23 protein-coding genes are annotated in these 23,713 nt (G+C 50.0%); all 23 read right to left on the bottom strand.

The features are described from left to right. Positions 1-232: 232 nt before the first annotated feature. The gene (locus tag PVOR_RS02280) at positions 233-772 is read right to left on the bottom strand and encodes a hypothetical protein (protein WP_006207460.1); all 540 of its coding nucleotides are present in this window, start codon (positions 770-772) and stop codon (positions 233-235) included. A 152-nt stretch (positions 773-924) separates the two neighbouring features. Continuing rightward, positions 925-2,436, bottom strand: coding sequence for a lysine--tRNA ligase (gene lysS / locus PVOR_RS02275; RefSeq protein WP_006207459.1), 1,512 nt, complete (start codon positions 2,434-2,436; stop codon positions 925-927). A gap of 228 nt (positions 2,437-2,664) precedes the next feature. Beyond that, positions 2,665-3,141 carry a transcription elongation factor GreA gene (gene greA / locus PVOR_RS02270; protein ID WP_006207458.1) on the bottom strand — a complete coding sequence of 159 codons (477 nt, stop codon included), beginning with the start codon at positions 3,139-3,141 and terminating at the stop codon, positions 2,665-2,667. A gap of 209 nt (positions 3,142-3,350) precedes the next feature. Further along, positions 3,351-4,382: a tRNA dihydrouridine synthase DusB gene (gene dusB, locus PVOR_RS02265; RefSeq protein WP_006207457.1), complete on the bottom strand. Its 1,032-nt coding sequence runs from the start codon at positions 4,380-4,382 to the stop codon at positions 3,351-3,353. 231 nt (positions 4,383-4,613) lie between these two features. Then, positions 4,614-4,820, bottom strand: a complete 207-nt coding sequence (locus tag PVOR_RS02260) for a helix-turn-helix domain-containing protein (protein ID WP_040680117.1) — start codon at positions 4,818-4,820, stop codon at positions 4,614-4,616. Then, entirely contained in the window at positions 4,772-5,320 is a 549-nt protein-coding gene (gene folK, locus PVOR_RS02255; protein ID WP_006207455.1) for a 2-amino-4-hydroxy-6-hydroxymethyldihydropteridine diphosphokinase, read from the bottom strand. The genes PVOR_RS02260 and folK overlap by 49 nt, the downstream gene beginning before the upstream one ends. A 7-nt stretch (positions 5,321-5,327) precedes the next feature. Beyond that, positions 5,328-5,690 carry a dihydroneopterin aldolase gene (folB, locus tag PVOR_RS02250; RefSeq protein WP_006207454.1) on the bottom strand — a complete coding sequence of 121 codons (363 nt, stop codon included), beginning with the start codon at positions 5,688-5,690 and terminating at the stop codon, positions 5,328-5,330. Positions 5,691-5,721: 31 nt separating this feature from the next. After that, positions 5,722-6,582 carry a dihydropteroate synthase gene (gene folP / locus PVOR_RS02245; RefSeq protein WP_006207453.1) on the bottom strand — a complete coding sequence of 287 codons (861 nt, stop codon included), beginning with the start codon at positions 6,580-6,582 and terminating at the stop codon, positions 5,722-5,724. Continuing rightward, positions 6,579-7,466, bottom strand: coding sequence for an aminotransferase class IV (locus PVOR_RS02240; protein ID WP_006207452.1), 888 nt, complete (start codon positions 7,464-7,466; stop codon positions 6,579-6,581). The genes folP and PVOR_RS02240 overlap by 4 nt, the downstream gene beginning before the upstream one ends. Then, on the bottom strand, positions 7,463-8,044 hold the full coding sequence (gene pabA, locus PVOR_RS02235) for an aminodeoxychorismate/anthranilate synthase component II (RefSeq protein ID WP_006207451.1): 582 nt from the start codon (positions 8,042-8,044) through the stop codon (positions 7,463-7,465). The genes PVOR_RS02240 and pabA overlap by 4 nt, the downstream gene beginning before the upstream one ends. Position 8,045: 1 nt before the next feature. Then, positions 8,046-9,722, bottom strand: coding sequence for an anthranilate synthase component I family protein (locus tag PVOR_RS02230; protein ID WP_006207450.1), 1,677 nt, complete (start codon positions 9,720-9,722; stop codon positions 8,046-8,048). A gap of 263 nt (positions 9,723-9,985) precedes the next feature. Then, positions 9,986-10,921, bottom strand: a complete 936-nt coding sequence (gene cysK / locus PVOR_RS02225; protein ID WP_006207449.1) for a cysteine synthase A — start codon at positions 10,919-10,921, stop codon at positions 9,986-9,988. 420 nt (positions 10,922-11,341) lie between these two features. Further along, positions 11,342-12,277 carry a peptidylprolyl isomerase gene (locus PVOR_RS02220; protein WP_006207448.1) on the bottom strand — a complete coding sequence of 312 codons (936 nt, stop codon included), beginning with the start codon at positions 12,275-12,277 and terminating at the stop codon, positions 11,342-11,344. 20 nt (positions 12,278-12,297) lie between these two features. Then, positions 12,298-13,182 (bottom strand): Hsp33 family molecular chaperone HslO, encoded by an 885-nt coding sequence (hslO, locus tag PVOR_RS02215; RefSeq protein WP_006207447.1) that lies wholly within the window; start codon positions 13,180-13,182, stop codon positions 12,298-12,300. Positions 13,183-13,234: 52 nt separating this feature from the next. Beyond that, entirely contained in the window at positions 13,235-13,999 is a 765-nt protein-coding gene (locus tag PVOR_RS02210) for a type III pantothenate kinase (protein WP_006207446.1), read from the bottom strand. Next, positions 13,996-14,871 (bottom strand): carboxylating nicotinate-nucleotide diphosphorylase, encoded by an 876-nt coding sequence (gene nadC, locus PVOR_RS02205; protein ID WP_006207445.1) that lies wholly within the window; start codon positions 14,869-14,871, stop codon positions 13,996-13,998. Before nadC ends, PVOR_RS02210 begins: the two co-directional genes overlap by 4 nt. Continuing rightward, positions 14,861-16,477: an L-aspartate oxidase gene (gene nadB, locus PVOR_RS02200; RefSeq protein ID WP_006207444.1), complete on the bottom strand. Its 1,617-nt coding sequence runs from the start codon at positions 16,475-16,477 to the stop codon at positions 14,861-14,863. Before nadB ends, nadC begins: the two co-directional genes overlap by 11 nt. A gap of 38 nt (positions 16,478-16,515) precedes the next feature. Beyond that, positions 16,516-17,454 carry a quinolinate synthase NadA gene (gene nadA / locus PVOR_RS02195; protein ID WP_006207443.1) on the bottom strand — a complete coding sequence of 313 codons (939 nt, stop codon included), beginning with the start codon at positions 17,452-17,454 and terminating at the stop codon, positions 16,516-16,518. Positions 17,455-17,684: 230 nt separating this feature from the next. Further along, on the bottom strand, positions 17,685-19,754 hold the full coding sequence (gene ftsH / locus PVOR_RS02190; RefSeq protein ID WP_006207442.1) for an ATP-dependent zinc metalloprotease FtsH: 2,070 nt from the start codon (positions 19,752-19,754) through the stop codon (positions 17,685-17,687). A gap of 99 nt (positions 19,755-19,853) precedes the next feature. Further along, positions 19,854-20,393, bottom strand: coding sequence for a hypoxanthine phosphoribosyltransferase (gene hpt / locus PVOR_RS02185; protein ID WP_006207441.1), 540 nt, complete (start codon positions 20,391-20,393; stop codon positions 19,854-19,856). A 68-nt stretch (positions 20,394-20,461) separates the two neighbouring features. Continuing rightward, the gene (gene tilS / locus PVOR_RS02180; protein WP_006207439.1) at positions 20,462-21,892 is read right to left on the bottom strand and encodes a tRNA lysidine(34) synthetase TilS; all 1,431 of its coding nucleotides are present in this window, start codon (positions 21,890-21,892) and stop codon (positions 20,462-20,464) included. Between the two features lie 41 nt (positions 21,893-21,933). Beyond that, positions 21,934-22,854: a serine/threonine protein kinase gene (locus PVOR_RS02175; RefSeq protein WP_006207438.1), complete on the bottom strand. Its 921-nt coding sequence runs from the start codon at positions 22,852-22,854 to the stop codon at positions 21,934-21,936. After that, entirely contained in the window at positions 22,838-23,578 is a 741-nt protein-coding gene (locus PVOR_RS02170) for a hypothetical protein (protein WP_006207437.1), read from the bottom strand. Before PVOR_RS02170 ends, PVOR_RS02175 begins: the two co-directional genes overlap by 17 nt. Between the last annotated feature and the right edge of the window lie 135 nt (positions 23,579-23,713).

Below are 23,713 nucleotides of genomic sequence, written 5' to 3'. Positions count from 1 at the left end.
CGCCAACAATTTATCTCTTTAGCAACTTTTATATCTTACCACATCCGCTCGATCGTTGCAAGCTTTTTTTGAATTTATTTTTCAAATTCATTTGGCTTGTTTCTCTCAAGCTTTTGTTTCGGCTGTATTTCTTGGCCGGAAATATAATATACCATGGGCGACAGCAATATGCAACCCTTTTATTCTAATTTTATTATAGGTAAAGTATTACATTATATACTTTCTATTTTAGCTAACTATCCGTCTGCTTCTTAGGCCATAGGGTATAACTGAAACTATAGATAAAATCAATTCCGAGAATCAATCCCCAGCGCAGTGCCATTGCCATCAGTTGCTCCGTTCGGTCGGGTTCCCCCACGATCAGGATCATAGTTCCAAGCAACATCACTCCGATTACCCATGCCAAAGCATGACGATACCAACCCTGACGTTCGCGCTTCGCACGGGCCGCCCCATATTTCGGTGCTGGTACGGGCTTCTCATCCCCCGCGAATCTGTGCGCAAACCGCACGTCTGCCCATTGAATCATTCGATGGCCAAACGCAATCGTAACCCCGATATACACTGCCGCCAACCCATGCACAAATCCGGCCTCTGTTCCACCTCGCAGATCCATAATGGTAACAGTAATTAATAGTAGATCAATAATAGGTGTACACAACAGCAGGATTCCTCCCGTTCTTCTCCATCCCAACAGATATCGTGCACTCAACCCGGAAAGAACAAATATCCAGAACAAAACTTCACAGGCAACTATAAAAAAACCAATCATTTGGCCATCCCCTTATTTAATACAATCGTATTAAATAAATTTAACACAGCTTTGTTCCCTAAACAAGATACCCTCGTGAAATAAAAAAACAGCCCACTATAGATAACTATAGTCAGCTGCCTTTTGTACTACTTATGAAAACAAAGCCACTTCTATTCTTTATTGCGCATGTGTGGGAACAGCAAGACATCGCGAATGGATGGGGCATTGGTAAGCAGCATGATCAAGCGATCGATCCCGATACCAAGTCCGCCTGTTGGCGGCATACCATACTCCAGCGCACGCAAGAAATCTTCATCCATTTCATGTGCTTCATCGTTGCCTTGCTCTTTTTCCTTCATCTGTGCTTCAAAACGTTGACGCTGGTCAATCGGATCATTGAGCTCAGAGAATGCGTTCGCATGCTCACGCGCCACGATAAACAGCTCAAAACGATCCGTGAACCGTGGATCCACGTCATTCTTCTTCGCAAGCGGTGAGATCTCAACCGGATGGCCGGTCACGAAGGTCGGCTGAATCAGCGTTTCTTCAACGAACTGCTCAAAGAATGCGTTCAGGATATGCCCGAATGTCATATGTGGCTCAACCGGAACCTTATGTTCTTTTGCCAGACGATGAGCTTCCTCATTGGACATTTCAACACCAAAGTCTACGCCCACAATCTCTTTGACAGCGTCCACCATGGATACACGGCGCCACTGCGGAGTCAGGTCCACTTCATGGCCTTGGTAGGAAATCACTTGTGTACCGAGCACTTCTTGTGCAATATGGGCTATCAAGTTTTCGGTCAGTGCCATAATATCCTTATAGTCCGCATATGCTTCATAGAGCTCGATCATCGTGAACTCCGGATTGTGACGGGTAGAGATGCCTTCATTACGGTATACACGGCCAATCTCGTACACTTTCTCCAAGCCGCCCACGATCAGACGCTTCAGGTGAAGCTCAATCGCGATTCGCATATACAGCTCCATGTCCAATGCATTGTGATGCGTAATGAACGGGCGTGCCGCAGCCCCGCCAGCGATCGAATGCAAAGTTGGGGTTTCCACTTCAAGATAGCCCAGGGAATCCAGATAACGGCGCATCGACTGGATAATACGGGAACGTGTAATGAACGTCTTTTGAACATCCGGATTGATGATAAGATCGACATAACGCTGACGATAACGAAGTTCCACGTCCTTCAGGCCATGGAATTTCTCAGGGAGCGGATACAGCGATTTCGAAAGAACCTCCAGCTCCTTCACTTTCACGGTTGTCTCACCGGTTTTGGTCTTGAACAAGACCCCCTTCACTCCGATGATGTCACCAAGATCAAGGATGCTGAATGCTTCATATTGTGCTTCTGCAACGGAATCCTGACGAACATAAATCTGAACGCGACCACTCAGGTCCTGAATATGAGCAAAAGAAGCCTTGCCCATGCCGCGTTTAGCCATAATCCGGCCAGCCAGGTTCACTTCCACCTGCTTCTCTTCCAGCTCTTCCTTGGAGAGTCCGTCATACTCTTTTAGAATATCACCTGCGTGATTTTCTCTTTCATACTTCCCACCAAACGGATCGATACCCAGCTTGCGAAGCTCGTCCAGTTTGTTGCGGCGGATTTGCAAAAGCTCACTTAACTCCTGCTCTTGTTCCTGATTGTTTATTTCTTCCGTCATCGTCATTCATCTCCTTCATTTCACTTCCATCGTGAATCCCCATAGAGCAGCACAAAAGCCGTCACCTACATACCATCCGGACAGCTCTCAAATCACTTGTATACATTCGCCAAGGACTTAAACGTATGGGCAGCCCAATCAGACTGCCAGCAACCATTTAAGCCCTTCACACGACCTTGCCTATTTAAAAAAGCCCCCCGAAGGAAGCTTTCTACATCACATTCCGACTTACTTCTTAATGTCTACAATTTTATATTGAATAACGCCCGCAGGAACGTTAACATCCACTACCGATCCTTTTTGCTTGCCAATGATCGCTTTGCCGACAGGACTCTCGTTGGAGATCTTGTTATTCAGCGGATCCGATTCAGCCGAACCAACAATGGTATATTCCATCGTGTCGCCAAATTCCAAATCCTCAACAAGCACCGTGTTGCCCACACCGATTATATCGGTATTGATATCATCATTGTTGATGATACGCGCATTACGGAGCATCTTCTCCAGCGTAATAATCCGGCCTTCGATAAAGGCTTGCTCGTTCTTGGCGTCTTCATATTCGGAGTTTTCACTAATATCACCGTAACCGATGGCAACTTTAATCCGTTCCGCCACTTCGCGGCGTTTTACAGACTTCAGATTCTCAAGTTCGTCCTCCAGTTTCTTCAGACCGTCCTGTGTAAGAATGACCTCTTTATCGCTCATAAACCGATTCTCCTGTCATGTAAATAATTTAAACCACGATATCAACTTACTATATGCGAATTCTTGGGGATCAGAACTCCCTCTGATGCCTGCTCAATTTCTTGAATTTATACTGAAAGATTATATGGGAACCATTTCAAAAAGTCAATGCGCGCAAAGGCTGTTACGGATGTCGCATACACGCACCCATTAACAGCCTGCAAGCAAGGTTACCCCATTGCCGCTGCGGCTTGAGGGTATACACTTTTCGTCGATTCTTCTTGGTGCTCCAAACTGTTCACAAAGTTGTCCAAGAGGCTCACCATTTCATCGCGCTTCGTTTCTTCCATAATGATATCTTTAATGCGGGCTGAACCCTTCAGCCCTTTCAGATACCAGGACAGATGCTTGCGCATTTCCCGTACCGCGACCTCTTCCCCACGCAGGGCAATCAAGCGGTCCATATGCAGGATAGCTATCCTGATTTTCTCCTGCGGAGCCGGATCCGGCAGCAGCTGGCCCGATTTCAGGTATTCTATGGTGCGATACAGCATCCAAGGATTCCCGAGCGCACCACGGCCGATCATGACTCCGTCGCAGCCCGTAATGTCCAGCATCCGGCGTGCATCCTCTGGCGTAACCACATCGCCGTTACCGATCACCGGAATAGAGACGGCTTCCTTCACTTGCCGGATGATATCCCAATCGGCATGCCCGGTGTACAGCTGCTCACGCGTACGTCCATGAACACTCACCGCCTGTCCCCCTGCACGTTCGACAGCTTGTGCATTTTCGACGGCATATATGTGATCGCTATCCCAACCCGTTCGCATCTTAACCGTTACCGGCTTGTTCACTGCATCAACGACTGCTGCAACCATCTCATAGATTTTGTTGGAATTCAGAAGCCAGCGTGCGCCAGCATCCATCTTCGTTACTTTCGGTGCAGGACAGCCCATGTTGATATCGATGATATCGGCGTTAGTCTGCTGATCCACGACTTTGGCCGCTTCCACCAGGGAATCACGGTCACCGCCAAAAATCTGCAAGCTCAGCGGCTTCTCCCGCTCGTCCACGAACAGCATCTCCTGGGTGCGCTTGTTCCCGTGAACGATCGCTTTACCGCTGACCATCTCAGCACAGACCAGCCCTGTGCCGAATTCCTTGGCAATCAGTCGGAAGGCCGGGTTGCATACGCCTGCCATAGGAGCAAGAACAACCTGGTTCTTCATCTCGATGTTAGCGATTTTCAATTTATCCATTTCTTATATCACTCCTTTCCTATTCAAATATTTATAGTGGAAGGATCCTGTATACCCCGCCAGGCAGGATCCTTAAGTCTCAAACCAAACCATCATACGCATTAATCGTCGGGCAGTCCAGTCGAAAAATTTGCATATTTTCAGGCAGATAACTACCCAAAAAGATCTCTCCTATATTAATACCGGGGTTTCTGAAAAATAAACCTGCCCTCGCGTCGTTATGCAATCTATCTAGCTGCGCTCCTTAAGTTCCTGCAGTGTAATCTCCAGCGCATCCGCAATCTGCACCAGCATCTGCTCTTCGGCACGGCGGTTCCCCCGCTCAATTGAACCCAATACAGCCAAAGAAATACCGGTTCGCTCTGCAAGCTCTTGCTGGGTCAAACCCTTCAATTTTCGGAAAGCGCGGATACGCTGCGCCAATTGCTTGTTTTCCAAAGCTGTATTCCTTCCTTTCCTTCCAGGTTCTCAAGTGCTGTCTTCACCACGGGGTACAGACCCGAAGGTTCATGCTCAAACACGATATCGGAAAGCGGTCTGAGAACAAAGGCCCGCTCCTGCATACGGGGATGGGGAAGAATAAGGTCCGGCGTATCCAAACGGCGTCCTCCCATCCATAGCAGGTCCAGGTCCACCGTCCGTGGTCCCCAGTGTATATGACGGACCCTGCCAAGCTCTTTCTCAATCCGCTGCATTTCGGCAAGAAGCTCATGAGGACTCCGCGAGGTTGACAGGGCTGCCGCCATATTGAGAAACATCGGTTGATCAACATACCCGACCGGATCGGTCTCATACATGTTGGAAATGCGCTCTACCGTAATACCGGGCACTTCATCCAACCGTTCCAGAGCCTCCATCAGGTTGCCCTCGCGATCTCCCAGATTAGCCCCTAAAGCAATATAAGCCTCTGAGTTCTCAGAGGTAGCGTGTGAATTCATGATCGTCTCACTTTCTGGTCCGGTGCAGCTCAATGGTCACACCTTCAAAATGAATATCAAAAGGCGGGTGCGGCTTCGTCAATCGGACCGTTAAAGCATCGATAATAGTATAAGTGTCCAATACCTTAGATGCAATATGCTCCGCTAAAGCTTCGATCAGGCGGAATGATTCTGTCCGCATAATGTCCAGCAAGAGGTCATGAATCTCGGCATAATTTACCGTCAGCGTCAGATCATCCGTTTTCGCGGCTTTACTCAAATCCATCTCCAGCTCAAGATCCACATAGAAGCGCTGTCCCAACTTGCGCTCTTCCTCAAACACTCCGTGATATCCGTAGTATTCCATGCGGCTCAGTATCATCTTATCCATCTCAGATTCCGTCCTTCCGTATCCCCAAAAATTAAATGCGTCGAAGCTCCGTCGAAGCGTAAGTCATAGCATCACACATCTTCGCTGTACGTTTCATATGTTTCACGTCATGCACCCGAACGATCTGGCAGCCCTGCGCAATACCATAGGCCACCGTTGCCGCTGTGCCTTCCAGTACATCCTGCGCAGGGGCACCAAGCGCAGTCTGGATAAACCTTTTGCGGGAGGTTGCCAGCAGCACCGGAAATCCGAGACTTACAAGCTCATCGAGGGATGCCATTACCTTCATGTTCTCGTCATAGTCCTTGGCAAAGCCGATACCCGGATCAAGCAGAATTTGACTATCTTTAACGCCAGCAGATCGTGCAATCTCGACACTTTCCAGCAAATCCCGTTTAACGTCCTCTATAAGATTGACATAGTTCCGATCAAGACGATTATGCATCAGAATAACGGGACACCCCAGCTCCGCTGCAGTTCTCGACATATCGGGATCATGTTTAAAACCCCAAATATCATTGATGATATGGGCTCCCGCTTCAATAGTCTGACGGGCAACCTCAGCTTTATAGGTGTCAATCGACAATGGGATATGCGGAGCATGCCGGTGAATAGCCTCTATAACCGGAATAACACGGGCGAGCTCTTCTTGAATCCCGACCGGCTCGTGTCCCGGACGTGTTGATTCCCCGCCGATATCGATGATGTCGGCTCCCTCTTCGACAAGCTGCAGCGCGTGCTCGACCGCTCGCTCCGTATCGTTATAACGGCCTCCGTCCGAGAACGAATCCGGTGTTACATTCAATATGCCCATAATGAGCGTGGACTGGCCCAGCTTAAGCGCAGCATCTTTGCTCAGACGATATTCACGTTCGTAAATGGTTGTTCTCATACATAATACCCTGCTTTCCTTCTATACGCACTCTGCAATGCCCGGGTTACTGGACCGGCCGCACCTTGTCCAATGACAATAGACTGATCTCCCGATCCAACCAGTGTCGTGACCGGTACGATTTCCTGAACAGAGCCTGTCGTAAATATTTCATCCGCTCCGCTGAATACTTCCCAGCTGTAGTGCCCTTCTTCGGCTTCGATTCCAAGCTCGGTAGCCAGTTCCAGGACAACGGCCCGGGTAATCCCCGGTAAAATGCCCGTACTGATATCAGGCGTATATAAATGCCCCTCTTTGACAAAAAAGACGTTGCTGACAATACCCTCAGCCACATCCCCTCCTGCGGTTAGCATCAAGCCTTCTGCCGGTCCGCCGGGATGGGCAGGATACCGCTCCAATTCCCGCTTTGCGAGTATATTGTTCATGTAATGCAGAGATTTCATCCGGACAGGGGATTCCGGTGTATTCCTTGGAAGAGACAGCAGGCGCATCACTCTGCCTTTTTCGTATACATCTTCCTTCGTGACCGGCAGCTCTTTAGCAAACAGGATCTCGAAGGGCTTCACATAATCACCGAGAGGCAGACCCAGCAGACCCTCGCCCGCCGTAACCGTATACCGGATATAAGCATCCTGAAGGCCATTAGCCTCCATCAGCTCCGATATCCAGCGGCTCATCCCGTCATGGTCTGTCATGTGGGCTATCCCAAGCTGTCGGCAGCTATCCATAAGTCGGTCCAAGTGCCGCTCTAATTGAAATGGCTTCCCCTGATAGGTGCGAAACGTCTCGAATACGCCCATTCCGTACAGAAGACCGTGATCCATTACAGACACCACAGCCCCGGCAGCATCCACGATGCCGCCGTTCAAGCCAATGAATCTCATGCCTTGGCGCCAGCCGTGCGCTTCAAAAAGTTGCGCAGCATCTGATGACCGTGATCGGTAATAATCGATTCCGGATGGAATTGCACACCTTCAACCGGATATTGTTTATGGCGCAAGCCCATGATCTCGCCCTCTTCGGTCCAGGCGGTAACCTCAAGATCATCCGGCAGGCTCTCCTTCTCCACGATCAGCGAGTGATAACGCGTTGCAGTGAAAGGAACCGGCAGACCTTCAAAGACCGAATCGCCTGTATGGTGAATGGGCGAGGTTTTCCCGTGCATCAGCCGCTCCGCGCGAATCACTTTGCCACCAAAAGCTTGGCCTATCGCCTGATGACCGAGGCAAACACCGAAGATTGGAATGACACCCTTGAAGTGTTCAATAATCTCCAGGCTGATACCCGCCTCATTCGGTGTGGCCGGTCCAGGCGATATGAGAATATGATCCGGTGCCAATGCCTCGATCCCGGCAATATCAATCTCATCATTCCGGTATACCTTGACTTCCTCTCCGAGCTCTCCCAAGTATTGAACCAGGTTATACGTAAACGAATCATAGTTATCGATGACAAGTATCATGTTATTTCCCCCCTATATTCGCAGCCACCGCTGCAGCTTCTTCTTCACTGCACATCAGTGCCGCAATCAAAGCCTTTGCCTTGTTATGGCACTCCCTGTACTCTCGATAAGGATCGGAATCAATCACGATGCCCGCTCCCGTCTGAATGTAGCCAATCCCATCCTGTACCGCAAGGGTCCGGATAATAATGTTTAGCTCCATATCCCCATTATAATCGATCCAGCCCATAGAGCCGGTATAAGGCCCCCGGGTAACAGGCTCCAGTTCTTCAATGATTTCCATGGTCCTGATTTTGGGAGCGCCTGTTATAGTGCCGCCAGGGAATGTTGCCGCGATGACATCATATGCATTGTTTCCCTCTGCAATTTGACCCTCCACCTGTGACACCAAGTGCATCACGTGGGAGTATCTCTCCACCGTCATCAGCTCAGGAACATGAACCGATCCGTATGCCGCAATCCGTCCAATGTCATTCCGCTCCAGATCAACCAGCATGATATGCTCCGCCCGTTCCTTCTCACTGCCAAGAAGCTCAGCTTCCATAGCAGCGTCCTCATCCGGGTTGCTTCCGCGGCGGCGGGTTCCTGCGATCGGCCGCGCAGACACAACATCGCCATCAAGCTTCACCAGCAGCTCCGGTGAGCCGCTCGCCAGACTAAAGCCAGGTGAGGACAAATACCCCATGTAAGGCGACGGATTCAATATACGCAGCCATTCATAAATATCAGCAGGGTCCGCATGCAGCTGCAAATGCCGCCTTAAGGATAAATTCACCTGAAACACATCGCCTTGGCGGATGTATTCTTGAATGGATAACACCGCTTGCTGGAATGCTTCTTGTGAAAAATCAATCTGCAGCCGATCCCAGATCTCAACGTTGGGCCCGGACAGCTCCTGTGCTTTTGCCTGCCGTTCCTGCCGCACATGCTCATCTTCGGACATAACACCGATTCCTGAATTTGTTCCAAACATCTCGTTCCACTGGGACAGCATGGATTCAGCTCTAATAGCGGCTGTTTCATATAACTGGCCCAATAGTTTCTCCTGCTCGGGCGCAAGTACCGAGTCATTACACGTGCCTGAAGGATCACCCGACACTGACACCGGCTCTTCTGACTGAATGTCCAGGGCTGCTGATTTGTTTGCCCATGGCAGCGGAACGTGAACCGAGCAGTACATGCTATCATCGGTGTGATCATATATCCAAATCTCTTCCATGCGCATCCACAGGTAATCCGGAAAGCCCGGCTCATCCTTGGCCATCGTGGGGAGCTGTTCAATCGAGCGGACCACATCATAGCTCAGGAAACCGGCGCAGCCTCCACGAAAATCAGGCCATTCCGGCACACGTGGGGCTTTCCAGGCTCCCATCCACTGCTCCAGGAGATGCAGCGGCTCTCCTGTTACGTTCGTTCTTTTACCGCTGGACAGCTCTATGACCTCGCCGCTGCTTCCTTTTCCCTGGAGAATGGAAACCGGCTGCAATCCAAGATACGTGTAGCGTCCGCCCTTGCCGCTCTCCAGCACGAAGGCATACGGCGACGCCGCTTTCCATGCATGTCTCCAGGACAAGGGCAACCCTCTTGATGTTCCTTTATATTGAACCAGATAGGGAACTACGGACCAGCCCTCTTTAGCCCATTCTTGCCACTGGGCCAGCTTCACTCTTCTCTCCATGCCGATCCTCCCTTAGTCTCCAAAAGCCTTACTGTTGCCTGTCAGTATACTGTATCCCGCTTCTCTTGAAAACCCTAAATAGGGCATGTCCCACAATAATTTTTGTCCATGGATGAGCTTGGATTCCATTAAAGCGTTCTCTTTGGGAGTAGTATACACAAAAAGCCCCCAATGCTATAAAACACATTGAAGGCTTCCTTATAACTACGTATGTCCAGACCCTAACGGAACGGGAAAATTCGCAGTTTTATCTTAAAGTCGTCTTATTCGAAGTTATAGAGAGGCGTGCTCAGGTAACGTTCCCCGTTACTTGGAATCACAGCTACCACCCGTTTGCCCTTACCCAGCTCTTTAGCCACCTTCAATGCAGCATATACAGCAGCACCGGAAGAAATACCGCCAAGAACGCCTTCTTCCTTCGCCACACGACGGGATGTTTCAAAGGCATCATCATTCTCTACGTGCACGATCTCATCGTAGATTTCTTGATTCAGGATTTCAGGAATAAAGTTTGCTCCGATGCCTTGAATCTTGTGAGGACCTGGTTTGCCTCCGGCAAGGATCGGCGAAGCAGCGGGCTCTACCGCAATGATTTTGATGTCAGTGAACTGGCCTTTCAGCACTTCACCTGCTCCTGTGATCGTACCGCCTGTTCCGATACCAGCGATGAACGCATCCAGGGAACCTCCGATGGACTCGATGGCTTCCACGATTTCAGGACCTGTCGTCTCACGGTGTATCTTCACATTGGCTTGGTTCTTGAATTGCTCAGCCATAAAAAATCCGGCATTTTCTTTCTGAATTTCTTCTGCCTTCTTAACCGCGCCGTTCATACCTTCCGATCCTGGCGTCAGGACCAATTCCGCTCCGTAGGCACGCAGCAGGTTGCGGCGCTCCAGGCTCATGGTTTCAGGCATAACGATAACTGCTTTGTAGCCTTTGGCAGCAGCCACCATCGCCAAACCGATACCCGTATTTCCACTTGTTGCTTCAATTATAGTATCACCTGGTTTCAAGCGGCCGTCTTTCTCCGCCTCTTCCACAATGCTGATTGCAATGCGGTCTTTAACGCTTGCTCCCGGGTTCTGGTATTCCAGCTTCAGATAAATCTCTGCGCTATCCTCGGGTACAATCCGGTTTAAACGGACAAGTGGAGTTCCACCGATTAATTCTGTCACATTATTGACGACTTTTGCCATGAATAAAGCCCTCCTCATAAATATAAAATGTACAAACATAGTCAATACATAATGATGTTATTCATTCTAATGTCGAATCATTGAATTTGTAGTGTCTGGGATGTGTTAAAAAGATAGTGGAGCCAGCATAATCTGAAACTTTCGATTATTTCGGCTTTCCTAATATCCGAGTAAAAAGGTGGGTTTTCGTTCTTTCATCTTATCAACGTTATAAGCCATTGTCAATATCCCATTGCTCGAAATTCAACATTTCTAGGCGGATTTTCCTGCGTCTCTTGAACGAGAAGAGGGCGTGTCCCTTACCATTGCGGAATCTGAAATGCCGCTGTGTGCTTGCTTTGACGAATAAGGCTAACTTAAGTGAAAAAAAGCTCCTGCAGCAGATTTACTCCGCTACAGCGAGCTTTTCCTCATTTTGATCTACAGCGTGACTGTGCCCGCGCTGATTCGTGCCTCATACTTCTCCCGAAGCTGCCGCTCCAGTTCCGATAAGGATATCGACTGTTCCAGCGCTAGCTGCTTACGAACCGCTTCGCGAATCTTGTCCTCGCTGGGAGCCTTAGGCTCAATAATATCGTGCAGATAAACGATCGCATAGGTGTCTGTGAGTGAGATAGGTCCCGCAATATCCCCTGGTTCAAGCTCTAAAGCTGCATCAAGCAGTGCGGGCGGCAGAAAAGGATCATCCTCTTCGATCAGCCCTATCTGTCCACCCTCCTCACGGGTGTATTCATCCAAGGATATCTCAGACGCGAGAGCAGCAAAATCTTCACCGTTCTCCAGCCGGTCCATAGCCTGGTTCGCCTCATCCTCCGAAGCCACTTCAATCATGGACAAATTCAGTTGTTTCTTGGGGCGAAATTGATCAGGGTACAACTCCAGATAAGCATCAATCTGCTGCGGTTCGATATAAACATCAGAGGTGGCGATTTTTTCAAGCAGCATCCTATAGGTCGTTTCCATCCTTAATTCTGCTTCGGTAATCCCTAACTGGTTTTCCATTTCCGATAAGAACCGTTCCTTTGAACCGTAGCTGCGGCTCATCACGTCGATCTCCGCATCTACTTCCGCCGTCGTAATATCAATGCCCTTCGCCTTGGCCTCCAGAGCTACCGCTTGCCGATTCAGCATGGTCATCAGCATTTCGCGGCCATAACGCTTTTTTAGCTCGTCAACCCATTCGTCTTCAGTGATCGCCCTGTCCTGTATGGATGCGACTGCCAGGGATCCATCTTTCAATGATGGCGAAGCCTCCTGCGAAAAAATCCCCGAAAACAGCACCCAGCCGCCCATACCTATTACGCATGCTGTCAAGACAATGACGGTCGCCCACAATCCCTTCTCTTGTCTCGTCATCACGGTCGCTCATCCCAACGTTAAGATTTGGCCCGCTCTAGCACGGATCTTAGCTGTTCTTCATCGTAAGTATATTTCTCATTGCAAAAATGACAGGAAACCTCCGCCTTGCCATCCTCTTCAATCATCTGCTCAAGCTCTTCAAGTCCTAAGCTGATCAAAGCGCGCTCAACCCGCTCCTGGGAGCAGTCGCAGCTGAAGATCACTGGCGTTTCCTCCAGAATGGTCACATCCGGAACAACCCGCTTCAGGATATCCTCGAGCTCCAGTCCTTCTTCCAGCAACTCGGTAATCGGTGGAATCTTGCTTAACGCAAGCTCCAGCTCCGTAATCTCCTCGTCGGTCACTCCAGGGAGGAGCTGAACGATGAAACCTCCGGCATTCGCCACGGTGTAATCCGGTGAAACCAGCACACCCAGACTTACCGCGGAATTGGTTTGCTCCGAAACGGCAAAATAATACGTAAAATCCTCGGCCAGCTCACCTGAAATGATCGGAACGCTGCCCCGATAAGGTTCCTTTAGGCCGAAATCCTTAATCACATCAATGTGGCCGGTGGTACCCACCGCTGCTGCAACGTCCATCTTGCCCGGACGAATGTTCGTCAGCTCGACATGCGGATTTTTGACATACCCGCGAACTTCTCCGTTGGCACTACTCTCGGCTGCAATCAGTCCGATCGGTCCATCGCCGCGTACTTGTATGCTAAGGCGTTCGTCTCCTTTCAGCATGGCTCCCATCATCGCTGCTGCTGACACGGTACGGCCCAAAGCGGCTGTGACGACAGGGAACGTATCATGTCTCCGGCGCAACTCTTCTACCAGTTCGGTTGTCCGAACGGCAAATGTCCGTACTTTTCCGTTTAGTGCAGTTCCCCGCAGCATACGGTCTTTTTGTTTATCCATCTTGAGGCCTCCTTGTCCTTCTTAGTTGTTATGTCCAACTGAAGTATAACGATTAATTCCGTTCATAAATAATGCGCAAGCCTTCAAGCGTTAAAAGCGGGGCAATCTCCTCAATGGATTCCGTCTCGCTTGCGATCAGCTCGGCCAATCCGCCGGTAGCAATAACCTTAACATTGTCCGTTCCCATCTCGGCTTTTATGCGTTTGACCAGACCATCGACCTGGCCTGCGTATCCATACACGATGCCGGCCTGCATGGCATGGACGGTGTTGCGTCCGATTACCTTTTTGGGCTTCTCGAGCTCGATGCGCGGAAGCTTGGAAGCACGCTGTACAAGGGCCTCCGTGGCAATCCCAATCCCGGGCACTATAGCACCGCCGAGGTAATTCCCATCCCGATCAATGCAGTCAAACGTCGTCGCCGTACCGAAATCCACTACAATCAGCGGCCCTCCGTACTGCTCGACGGCTGCCACAGCGTTGACGATTCGGTCAGCGCCCACCTCACGCGGATTTTCGTACCGCAGATTAAGCCCGGTTTTTATGCCCGGTCCCACGATAAGAGGGGCTTTGCCAATGTATTTATTACACATCTCCTCAACCACGCCTACAAGCGGAGGAACTACGGAAGACACAATAACCCCTTCTATTTGGCTTACCAATATATTCGACATTTGAAACAAATTGTGAATTAATACGCCGTATTCGTCCACGGTAGATTGACGCGCTGTACTGATCCGAAAATCATGCAGCAGTTTCTTGCCCTGGTATACCCCCAGCACAATATTGGTATTCCCTACATCTACAACCAGAATCAATCCACTGCTCCTCCTTTCTTCTCGTTAAGATCCAGGCTGATATCCAGGCTGTGAAAAGAATAAGTCAGCCGTCCAACGGAGATCACATCCACTCCGGTTTCGGCAATCCCGCGCACGGTCTCCAGCGTCACGTTTCCCGACGCCTCGACACGCACATGAGGGGACCTGGCCTTGATTCTCCGAACAGACTCCGCCATCATGTCATGACTCATGTTATCGAGCATGATGATATCAGCGCCTGCCTCCAAAGCTTCATCCACCTGCACAAAACTCTCAGTCTCAACTTCTATGGTCATTGTGTGTGGAATATTAGCCCTTGCCCGGCTCACCGCTTGCGCGATTCCGCCTGCACCCTTAATATGATTATCCTTGATCATGACGGCATCGTACAAGCCGAATCGATGATTCGCTCCGCCACCGACCCGAACCGCATATTTCTCCAGCATACGGTGCCCCGGTGTTGTTTTGCGAGTATCCACCAGTCGGGTCGGTAATCCCTCCAGCATGTCAACAAAAGAACGTGTTCGGGTTGCTATGCCGGACAGCCGCTGAAGCAAATTCAAAGCGAGCCGCTCCCCTGTCAAAATACGATGCGTGCTTCCCTCCACTTCAGCGAGAATGGTACCCTTCTCCACCATCTCACCGTCACGGACAAATGCCGTAAACGTCAGGGAAGGATCGACCGTTTCGAATACGAGTTCCGCGGCAGGCATGCCCGCAACAACTCCTGCCTCCTTGGCATGAATAACAGCCTTGGATTCGTGACCCGGCTCAATCGTGGTAAGGGTTGTAATATCCCCTGATCCAATATCCTCTTGCAGCCATGTCCGAATGCTCTGGAGAAGGCCATCATGGTATCCGTTAAACATCATCGCTCAATTCCTCCGTCATCTCTTGATCCCGAGTATGCACAATATGCTTCTGCCATACGCTGTCGTTCCGATCCGGGAAATCCTCACGGTAGTGGGCTCCCCGGCTTTCTTCGCGACCCAGCGCGCCCTGAACCACGAGCAGGGATGCGGTGAGCATGTTGGCAAACTCGTATTCCTCACGTTTCGAGAGCAGCGCTTGGAACAATGGCAGCTGACGGCCAAGCTCTTCTGCAGCTCTTAATAGGGTATCCCGATTGCGGCGAAGCCCTGCATATCGTACCATCACTTTTTGAAGTTTCAGGCGTTTTTCAACTATCGCTTGTGACGGGGCATCCTTACGTCCAAGCTGAAATGATACATGAAGGGGCCCTTCTGATGGTTCAGGGAGCTTCTGAATACGTTCCACAATGCGACTGCCGTATACAACCGCTTCCGAAAGCGAGTTGCTTGCCAACCGGTTCGCTCCATGAACACCGGTAGACGAAACCTCTCCGCAAGCGAACAATCGCTTCACGCTGCTCTCTCCGTGCAAATTGGTCTTGATGCCCCCCATCATATAATGCGCAGCCGGGGAGACCGGAATCCAATCTGACGATAAATCAAGTCCATACTGCATGCATGTTTCATAAATCGTCGGGAACCGATGTTTGACCATCTCTGGTGACTCATGGGTAATGTCCAGATACACAAAGGTAGACCGCGTCGCTTCCATCTCGCTGACAATGGCCCGGGCAACAATATCCCGGGGGGCCAGCTCCAGCAAGTCATGGTACTTTGGCATGAACCGTTCCCCTTTGATATTACGAAGAACAGCGCCCTCGCCACGAACCGCCTCGGAGATCAGAAACCGTGGTGCACCCGGATAGCTAAGTGCCGTGGGATGGAACTGAATGAATTCCATATCCCTGATGTCCGCACCTGCCCGGTAAGCCATAGCAACACCGTCGGCTGTCGCAACCTCCGGGTTGGTTGTATACCTGTACAACTGGCCGGCGCCTCCTGAGCACATAATGGTCGCCCGCCCACGTACAAAAACCCGCCTGCCATCCGGCATCTGTACCAATGCACCGTGACATTCCCCTTGCTCCGTGACCAGATCAATGACAAAATGATCGTCCCATACTTCTATATTGTGAAGCATTTCAACCTGAATGGAAAGGGCACGCACAATTTCATATCCGGTAGCGTCCCCATTAGCATGAAGAATACGACGGTGACTGTGCGCACCTTCCTTGGTTAGCGCAAGCTCGCCATTCTCGACATCAAACATCGTCCCAAGACGAATCAGCTCCTGAACCCCAACCGGTCCCTCATTTACGAGGACATCCACCGCAGTAGATGAGCATAGTCCCGCCCCTGCCATCAGGGTATCCTGGCGATGGTAGACCGGAGAGTCATCTTCAGCTGTTACGGCAGCAATGCCGCCTTGAGCATAACGAGTGTTGCTCTCGAGCAGCGATTTCTTTGTAATCAGCAGCACCTTTTGAGTGGCACTTGCCATAATGGCCGTATATAAACCCGCAATGCCTGAACCGATGACAATGACATCCGTCTGGACGACCGGCAGATCGTTCAGTTCAAAATCAATCAAATACTGCGGTATCACGATGCCTCACCTGTCTTTTCACGAAAGAGTAGCGCATGCTACTTAACCTGTAACATGCGCTCTAATGAAGTTCTGGCTTTCTCTGCAACGACCGGAGGCACATAAATTTGCGGCTTCATCGTTTCCAGTGCTTTGACCAGCTTTTTGAGATTATTCACTTTCATATTGGGACAAACCAGGAATTTCGTGGCAAAATGGAACGATTTATCCGGGCTATCCAATCGAAGCTGATATCCTGTGCCATCCTCTGTACCTACAATAAACTCCTTGGCAGACGAATTTTTGCAATATTCCAGAATCGCAGTTGTGCTGCCTACAAAATCACCCATCGCAACGACCTCCGGACGGCATTCCGGATGCACCACAAACTCGGCACCAGGATGCTTGGCTCTCATCTCGACAACATCCTTAACGGTCAGCATATCATGCGTGTTGCAGTACCCTTCCCAGATGATCAGCTTCTTGTCGGTATGCTGCTGGACGTAGTGCCCTAAATTTTTATCAGGCACCCATATAATTTCATCTGAATCGACGGATTGAATCACCTTTACCGCATTGGATGAAGTACAGCAGATATCTGTTTCTGCTTTGATCTCAGCTGATGAATTGATGTAAGTTACCACTTTTGCATTCGGGTGCTGCGCTTTCAACTTCCGCAAGCCGTCAACGTTCACCATATCCGCCATCGGACAACCGGCACGCTCATCAGGAATAAGAACGGTTTTGCCCGGTGCCAGGATTTTAGCGCTCTCACCCATAAAGTGCACACCGCAGAATACGATAACCTCAGCATCGGTTTGTGCTGCTTTCTGCGCAAGCAAGAAGGAATCCCCGCGGAAATCAGCGACCTCCTGTATTTCATCCCGTTGATAATAATGAGCCAAAATAATTGCGTTACGTTCCTTCTTCAATTGCATTAACCGCTCACGCAGTTCACGGTTTTGCTCTGCCTTACGCTCCAGTGCCAAAGCTTCCATGATCGACCCTCTCCCTTTATGTAGTCCGGCTGTAAACCGCTTGATGACCATGTGACTTCCAGGATGGTTTATACCTTTGTGAAAGGATGCGCATCCTTATTTAACAACTAATGTACACGTTCGTTCTGTGCCCTGTCAATGTGATAGAAAGCACAAAAAGAACCGGAAAACGAATTATCGTTCTCCGGTTCTTCGATTTTATTCGGTATTCGATGTTTTATCAGCGAATATTACGTTAACCTGCTGTTTCCGTTGTCCGATCCATCTGGAGGATCCTTACGGTCCGAATCTTTAGGCTCCGGCTGTTGATCATTCGAATCCATCGGGTTGTTCGGAATTTCTTCCGTGGAAATCGGCTGATCTCCGTCTTCTTTCCCTTGGATGCGAACTTTCACGTCACCAATGTTGTCGATGATCGGTTCGCCGCTCTCGGAAGAACCTTCACCTTCTCCATTGCCATTGCCTTCAGCTGATCCAGTCTCAATGAGATTCTTGATTTGCTCAAGCTCCAGTGTTTCCATCTCAAGAAGCGTATTCGCAATCAGGTGAACTTCTTTGGAATGCTTGGTCAGAATCTCTTTAGACTTCTCGTAACAATCGTTGATGAACCGCTGCATTTCTTGATCGATCTCATAAGCGATTTGATCACTATAGTTCTGCTCGTGTCCGATATCGCGTCCCAGGAACACCTGTCCTTGGGATGTACCGAACTGCATCGGTCCAAGCTTCTCACTCATACCGTACTCCACAACCATGCTGCGGATAATGCCGGTTGCCTGCTGGAAGTCACTGTATGCTCCGGTACCGATTTCGCCAATGAACAACTCCTCGGCTACACGACCACCAAGCAAACCGGATACACGATCAAGCAATTCCTGTTTCGTCACGAGCATCCGATCTTCCTTCGGCATCATAATGACGTATCCACCAGCACGACCACGAGGGATAATCGTTACCTTATGAACGGTATCCGCATGCTCGAGGAAGTAACCTACAATGGTGTGACCCGCCTCGTGATAAGCTACGATACGTTTCTCGCGGTCACTGATCACGCGGCTGCGCTTCTCCGTACCCACGATCACACGGTCGATCGCTTCATCCACTTCTCGCATGGAGATATCCTTACGATTGCGGCGTGCCGCAAGCAAGGCTGCCTCATTGAGGAGATTCTCCAGATCGGCACCCGTAAATCCTGTCGTACGTTTAGCGATGATGTCCAATTTAACATCCTTCGTCAACGGCTTGTTGCGTGCATGGACTTTCAGCACAGCTTCACGGCCCTTCACATCTGGACGATCTACTGTAATCTGACGGTCAAAACGTCCCGGACGAAGAAGCGCCGGGTCCAAAATATCCGGTCGGTTCGTTGCAGCAACGATGATAATGCCTTCGTTTGCTCCGAAACCATCCATCTCGACCAGCAATTGGTTGAGTGTTTGCTCACGCTCGTCATGTCCGCCACCAAGACCGGCACCGCGCTGACGACCTACAGCATCAATCTCATCAATAAAGATAATACATGGAGCATTCTTCTTCGCATTCTCGAACAAGTCGCGCACCCGAGATGCGCCAACACCGACAAACATCTCAACAAAATCGGAACCGGAAATGCTGAAGAATGGCACTCCCGCTTCACCGGCAACAGCACGTGCCAGGAGTGTCTTACCGGTTCCCGGAGGACCGACAAGGAGAACACCCTTCGGAATGCGAGCGCCTACCGTGTTAAACTTGCGCGGATCTTTCAAGAAGTCAACAACCTCAATAAGTTCCTGCTTCTCTTCATCTGCTCCGGCTACATCTTCAAATGTAATCCGTTTCTTCTCTTCATTATATAAGCGGGCTTTGCTCTTACCAAAGTTCATCACTTTGCCGCCGCCGCCCTGAGCCTGATTAAACAGGAAGAAGAACAGAACAAACATAATGATGAGCGGAATAAAGGATGAAAGTAATGTCAGCCAAATGCTTTGGCCTTCCATTGGCACCACGGTCAGTTTGACTTTGTTGCTGTCACTGGCTGCAGTCAGCTCTTGCATAGCTGCATCCGTAGCAGGAATATAGGTTGAGAAATTCTCCGATTTTTTCTCTTCGGTAATCTCCCTATACTTACCGGTCACCAGATAAGCGTAACCGTCAAATTGCACCGTCATTTCCTCTATGTTGTTAGCTTTGACTTCCTGCCGCAGCTCGTTATAACTAGGGGCATCGGCTTGCTCGCCGCCATTGGTGACAAATTGAACTATGCCCACCACGACCAAAAATAGAATCAAATAAAAACCAGAATTCCGGATGAACCGACTCATCCCCTACCTCCTCTCAAGACACATAAGATATTTTACCACAGCCTGTCTGGCCATCTCAACAAAGGGCCCTAATCTGTGGCAGCAGCCCATTGGCGCGGTTTAACTGCTGTAGATTTCCGGCTTCAAAATCCCGATGTAGGGGAGGTTCCGGTAATGCTCGGCATAATCGAGTCCATATCCGACAACAAAAGCGTCGGGCAGTACAAACCCGGTATAATCAGCCTGCAAATCCACCGTACGGCGTGCCGGTTTGTCAAACAGGGTAACTACGCACACCGAATTTGCCTTACGGCTCTTAAGCAGCTCAATCAAATGACTTAGCGTAAGGCCGCTGTCGATAATATCCTCCACAATCAGAACATCTCTTCCTTCAACGGACGCGTCCAAATCTTTAATGATTTTGACCACGCCAGAGGATTTCGTAGATGCCCCATAGCTGGAAACAGCCATGAAATCCAGCTCCAGAGGTACTGATATGGATTTAACCAAGTCGGCCATAAAAATAAACGCACCTTTAAGAACGCAAATTACTAGTGGATTGCGTCCCGCATATTCGGCGCTTAGCTTGGAACCGAGTTCCTTAATTTTTGCGTGAATCTCTTCTTCACTGATGAGTATTTCCTGAATGTCATTCTGCAACTTAAGTGGACCTCCTACGTTTATACTATGAAAGCGTGAAACGGGCCATTCTTCGTTTAACACTTGCCTTAAGCATCCGATAGCTCCATCCGGAGAATTCGTGATGTGTGCCGCCCGCAAGCGGCATGAACGGAACGTCGTACACCTGGAATCCACACGATGCTGCCGGAACTGTCACAAAGAATAGGAATCCGGGAACGGACAGACGGTGGAATTTTCTCATCAATGAGAATATCTTTCACCTTTTTGCTTCCGTTTAATCCCATGATCTTCATCTTGTCTCCCGGCTGTCTGTTACGTACGGTTAAAGGAAACTGCAGCCCATCCGCATCAAAATCCGCCACAAAGGGCGATGGTCTGGAGCCGCTCCGGCTTTCGCTTCCTGTCTTTAACGACAATTTCAGCATTTTTCCGATTTCCTTAACATACAGCTCTGAAACATCAGGAGAATCAAGAATGTATATGTACTGTCCCTGTTCTTCCGGAGGCTTAGGCCAGAACTGGACTTGGCCATACTCGCGAACACAGGTAATGCCGTCGCCCAGATCCAGACGCCAATTGCTTCGTTGATCGTTAAGAATCCCTTGGCGAACCGATTCAATCTTGACAAAATCGGTGTTTTCCTGATCTGAGGGCAGGTAATTTAATATTAGTTTAATCAAACGCCGTTGTAAAGCGACATGTAAGCCCAAAAAGGAAGGCGCGTCGAAAGCGAGCCTCCCATCGTTCTCCTGCACCATTCTCCGAAATTGCTTCGCAGCTTCACGCTCCACAAAACCATCCTCCTGCTGGACAATTTCGGCCAGCTGATTGAGTGAGGAGGAGAACTGCCCATTGTATTGTTCCAGGAAAGGCAATACTTCCAGACGAATCGCGTTGCGGCGGTACTTCGTCTGCAGATTGCTGTTATCTACCGCATACTGGAAACCGCACACCCGGCACAGCTCCACGATATCCGCTTTGTACATACGAAGGAACGGACGGATAAGTTCCACTTTTTTTTCCGTGCGCTTAAATTTAATTCCGGCAAGCCCGGGAAGACCGCTTCCCCGCAGAAGCCTCATCAATACCGTCTCGGCCTGATCGTCGGCATGATGAGCAAGAGCCACTGAGCGTGCATTGTATTTCTGTGCAGTTTGCAGCAGAAATTCATAGCGCTTCTCTCTAGCTGCCTCCTGTCCTCCCTTGCCGCTCTCTTCCATATAAGCAGGAATATCAATGAACGCTGTCTCTAAGGGGAGCCCCAGCCGCTCCGCCAACTCACGCACCATCTCTGCCTCTTGATCCGATTCAGTTCGAAAGCCATGATGCACATGGGCGCAGATCAGCCTAAGCGGCGTATGGTTCAGCGAAATTTCGTGCAGCACGTGCAGAAGCGCAACGGAATCGGGGCCGCCGGAAACAGCGACCACGATACCATCACCCTCCGACCACAGCTCAAACTCTGCGGCGGTTCGCTCCACGTTATGAACAAATGTCCGTAAATAATCCTGTTTCACTTGCAGATCCCCTTTATAACTCCCAGTGACAAGACGTTGCTTCATGAGCGGAAGAAGAAATAAACGGCACAGGCCATAATGACTAACGATAAGGCAAATGCGTTCCTCAGCCACCGAGGCGTACGCCCCGGAATAGGACGCGCGCTCTTGGCTGTGCCTTCATACATCCGTTTCTTCCACTCGTTCAACGCTTCCCGTGAATCCGCGAAATTTCCGCATAACGCCTTATTCAGCCAGACAGCGTATGGCTTGAACACAGGGTTTCTTCGCAGTATCAGCTGCAGATCTGCAACACTGCGGGTCTGGGGAAGCTGGCAAGATGCCTCCCTTAAGGATTTCTCATCCAGCAGGCCGATACACATCACGGCAAACGAGAACAAATCATAGGATACGTCGCCGGTTCGGCTTCCGGCATTCCAGTATCCCCGATCATACCATTCTGTAAACTGTTTTACGCTGCGCCCAAAGGAGCTGACGCCTCCGTAATCGATCAGCTCCACTCTTCCGTATGCCGAGACCATTACATTATCCGGCTTCAAATCCCCGAATGCATAGCCTGATGCATGCAGAACAGACAACTTCTCAAGCAGCTTCAATCCAATCAGACTTACCCACTCGGTGCCGCGTTTGCGAATAAACCGATGCAGCGGGCTCCCCTCAATGTAACGCATGACATAGAAGGACACCTCATGGCTGCCATCATGATGATCGTCCGCCTCCACAAGATACGGGTCCGGCATCTGTTCTTTCAACGCATTCAGCACATTAATTTCGGATTGAAGATCCAGAGCGTCATGACCTACTTTCAGAGCATAACGCCCGCGTACTCCTGCCCGATGGACCAGATACACCTTGCCGTTAGCCCCTTTGCCGAGCATACGTTCCACGATATACCGGCTGTTCCGCCATTTACCGGTAATTACGGTTCCTGGCGGGTAACCCGGGTTAGACAACGTAGTCACCGAGCATCCCTTCCTCTTGGCTGGAATCACCCTGCCATGATTGATTACCTTCTAGTGTACCATATCGGTAAAATTCAATCACCTTTAACAGGGCAGGTCCTGTCGGCGTAGCCCCTTTCATCTGAAGCCGGCTGAACATCCCCCTCGCACCATCCAGATCCGAGGTCCAATCCACGTCCATGACCACATCTTCGCCGCTATGCTTGCCCGGAAAATGGAATACGGACAGCTTGCTTGAGCCTAAGCGCGCTTTCAGGCTCAGCATCAAGTCACGTATTGCCTCTTCAACAGCAGCCAGTTTAGGCTTCATGCTGGCACTTGCATCAATTAACAGCGCTACTTGAAGGGATGACGTCTCAGCCAGCTCATCCACCACTTCAACGACTTGTGAACGCTTGTCTGGCGGAAGCTCCTCCAATGACCCGCTCCCTAAAATATGCTGTATCTCTTTATTTACCGCTTGTTGGATCGTCTGAACCACCGTTTTCCGAGTCATCATCTGCATCGTCTGTGCCAGCTGCGGTGTACCTACGATCCGGTGAATGCCTCCTCCCGCTTTGGCAATCTCCTTAATCTCCAGTCCCCCAAGCTCACCGATCGTCCCGTAATCAAGAACCCCCACCACGTTTACGACAATTCCGTCCTGCAGCGCATGGGCTGCGGCCAGTACCGGACTGGCCCCTACATTTGAGCATCCATCTGTAATCAGTAGAATTTGTTTCATAATTAAATAATCGCCTCCGTCTCATCCATTCCTATCGATTTGACTTCTATCTCTATCATTTCCACATTCAAGAGAGTTCAAACGACCAATAGGAAAAGAATAGGCGGAAAAAGATTCAGGGTCTTCTTAGGTTCC

The organism is Paenibacillus vortex V453, from assembly GCF_000193415.1.
Classification (GTDB): Bacteria; Bacillota; Bacilli; order Paenibacillales; family Paenibacillaceae; genus Paenibacillus_AQ; species Paenibacillus_AQ glucanolyticus.
This window is presented reverse-complemented; position numbering and strand designations above follow the sequence as displayed.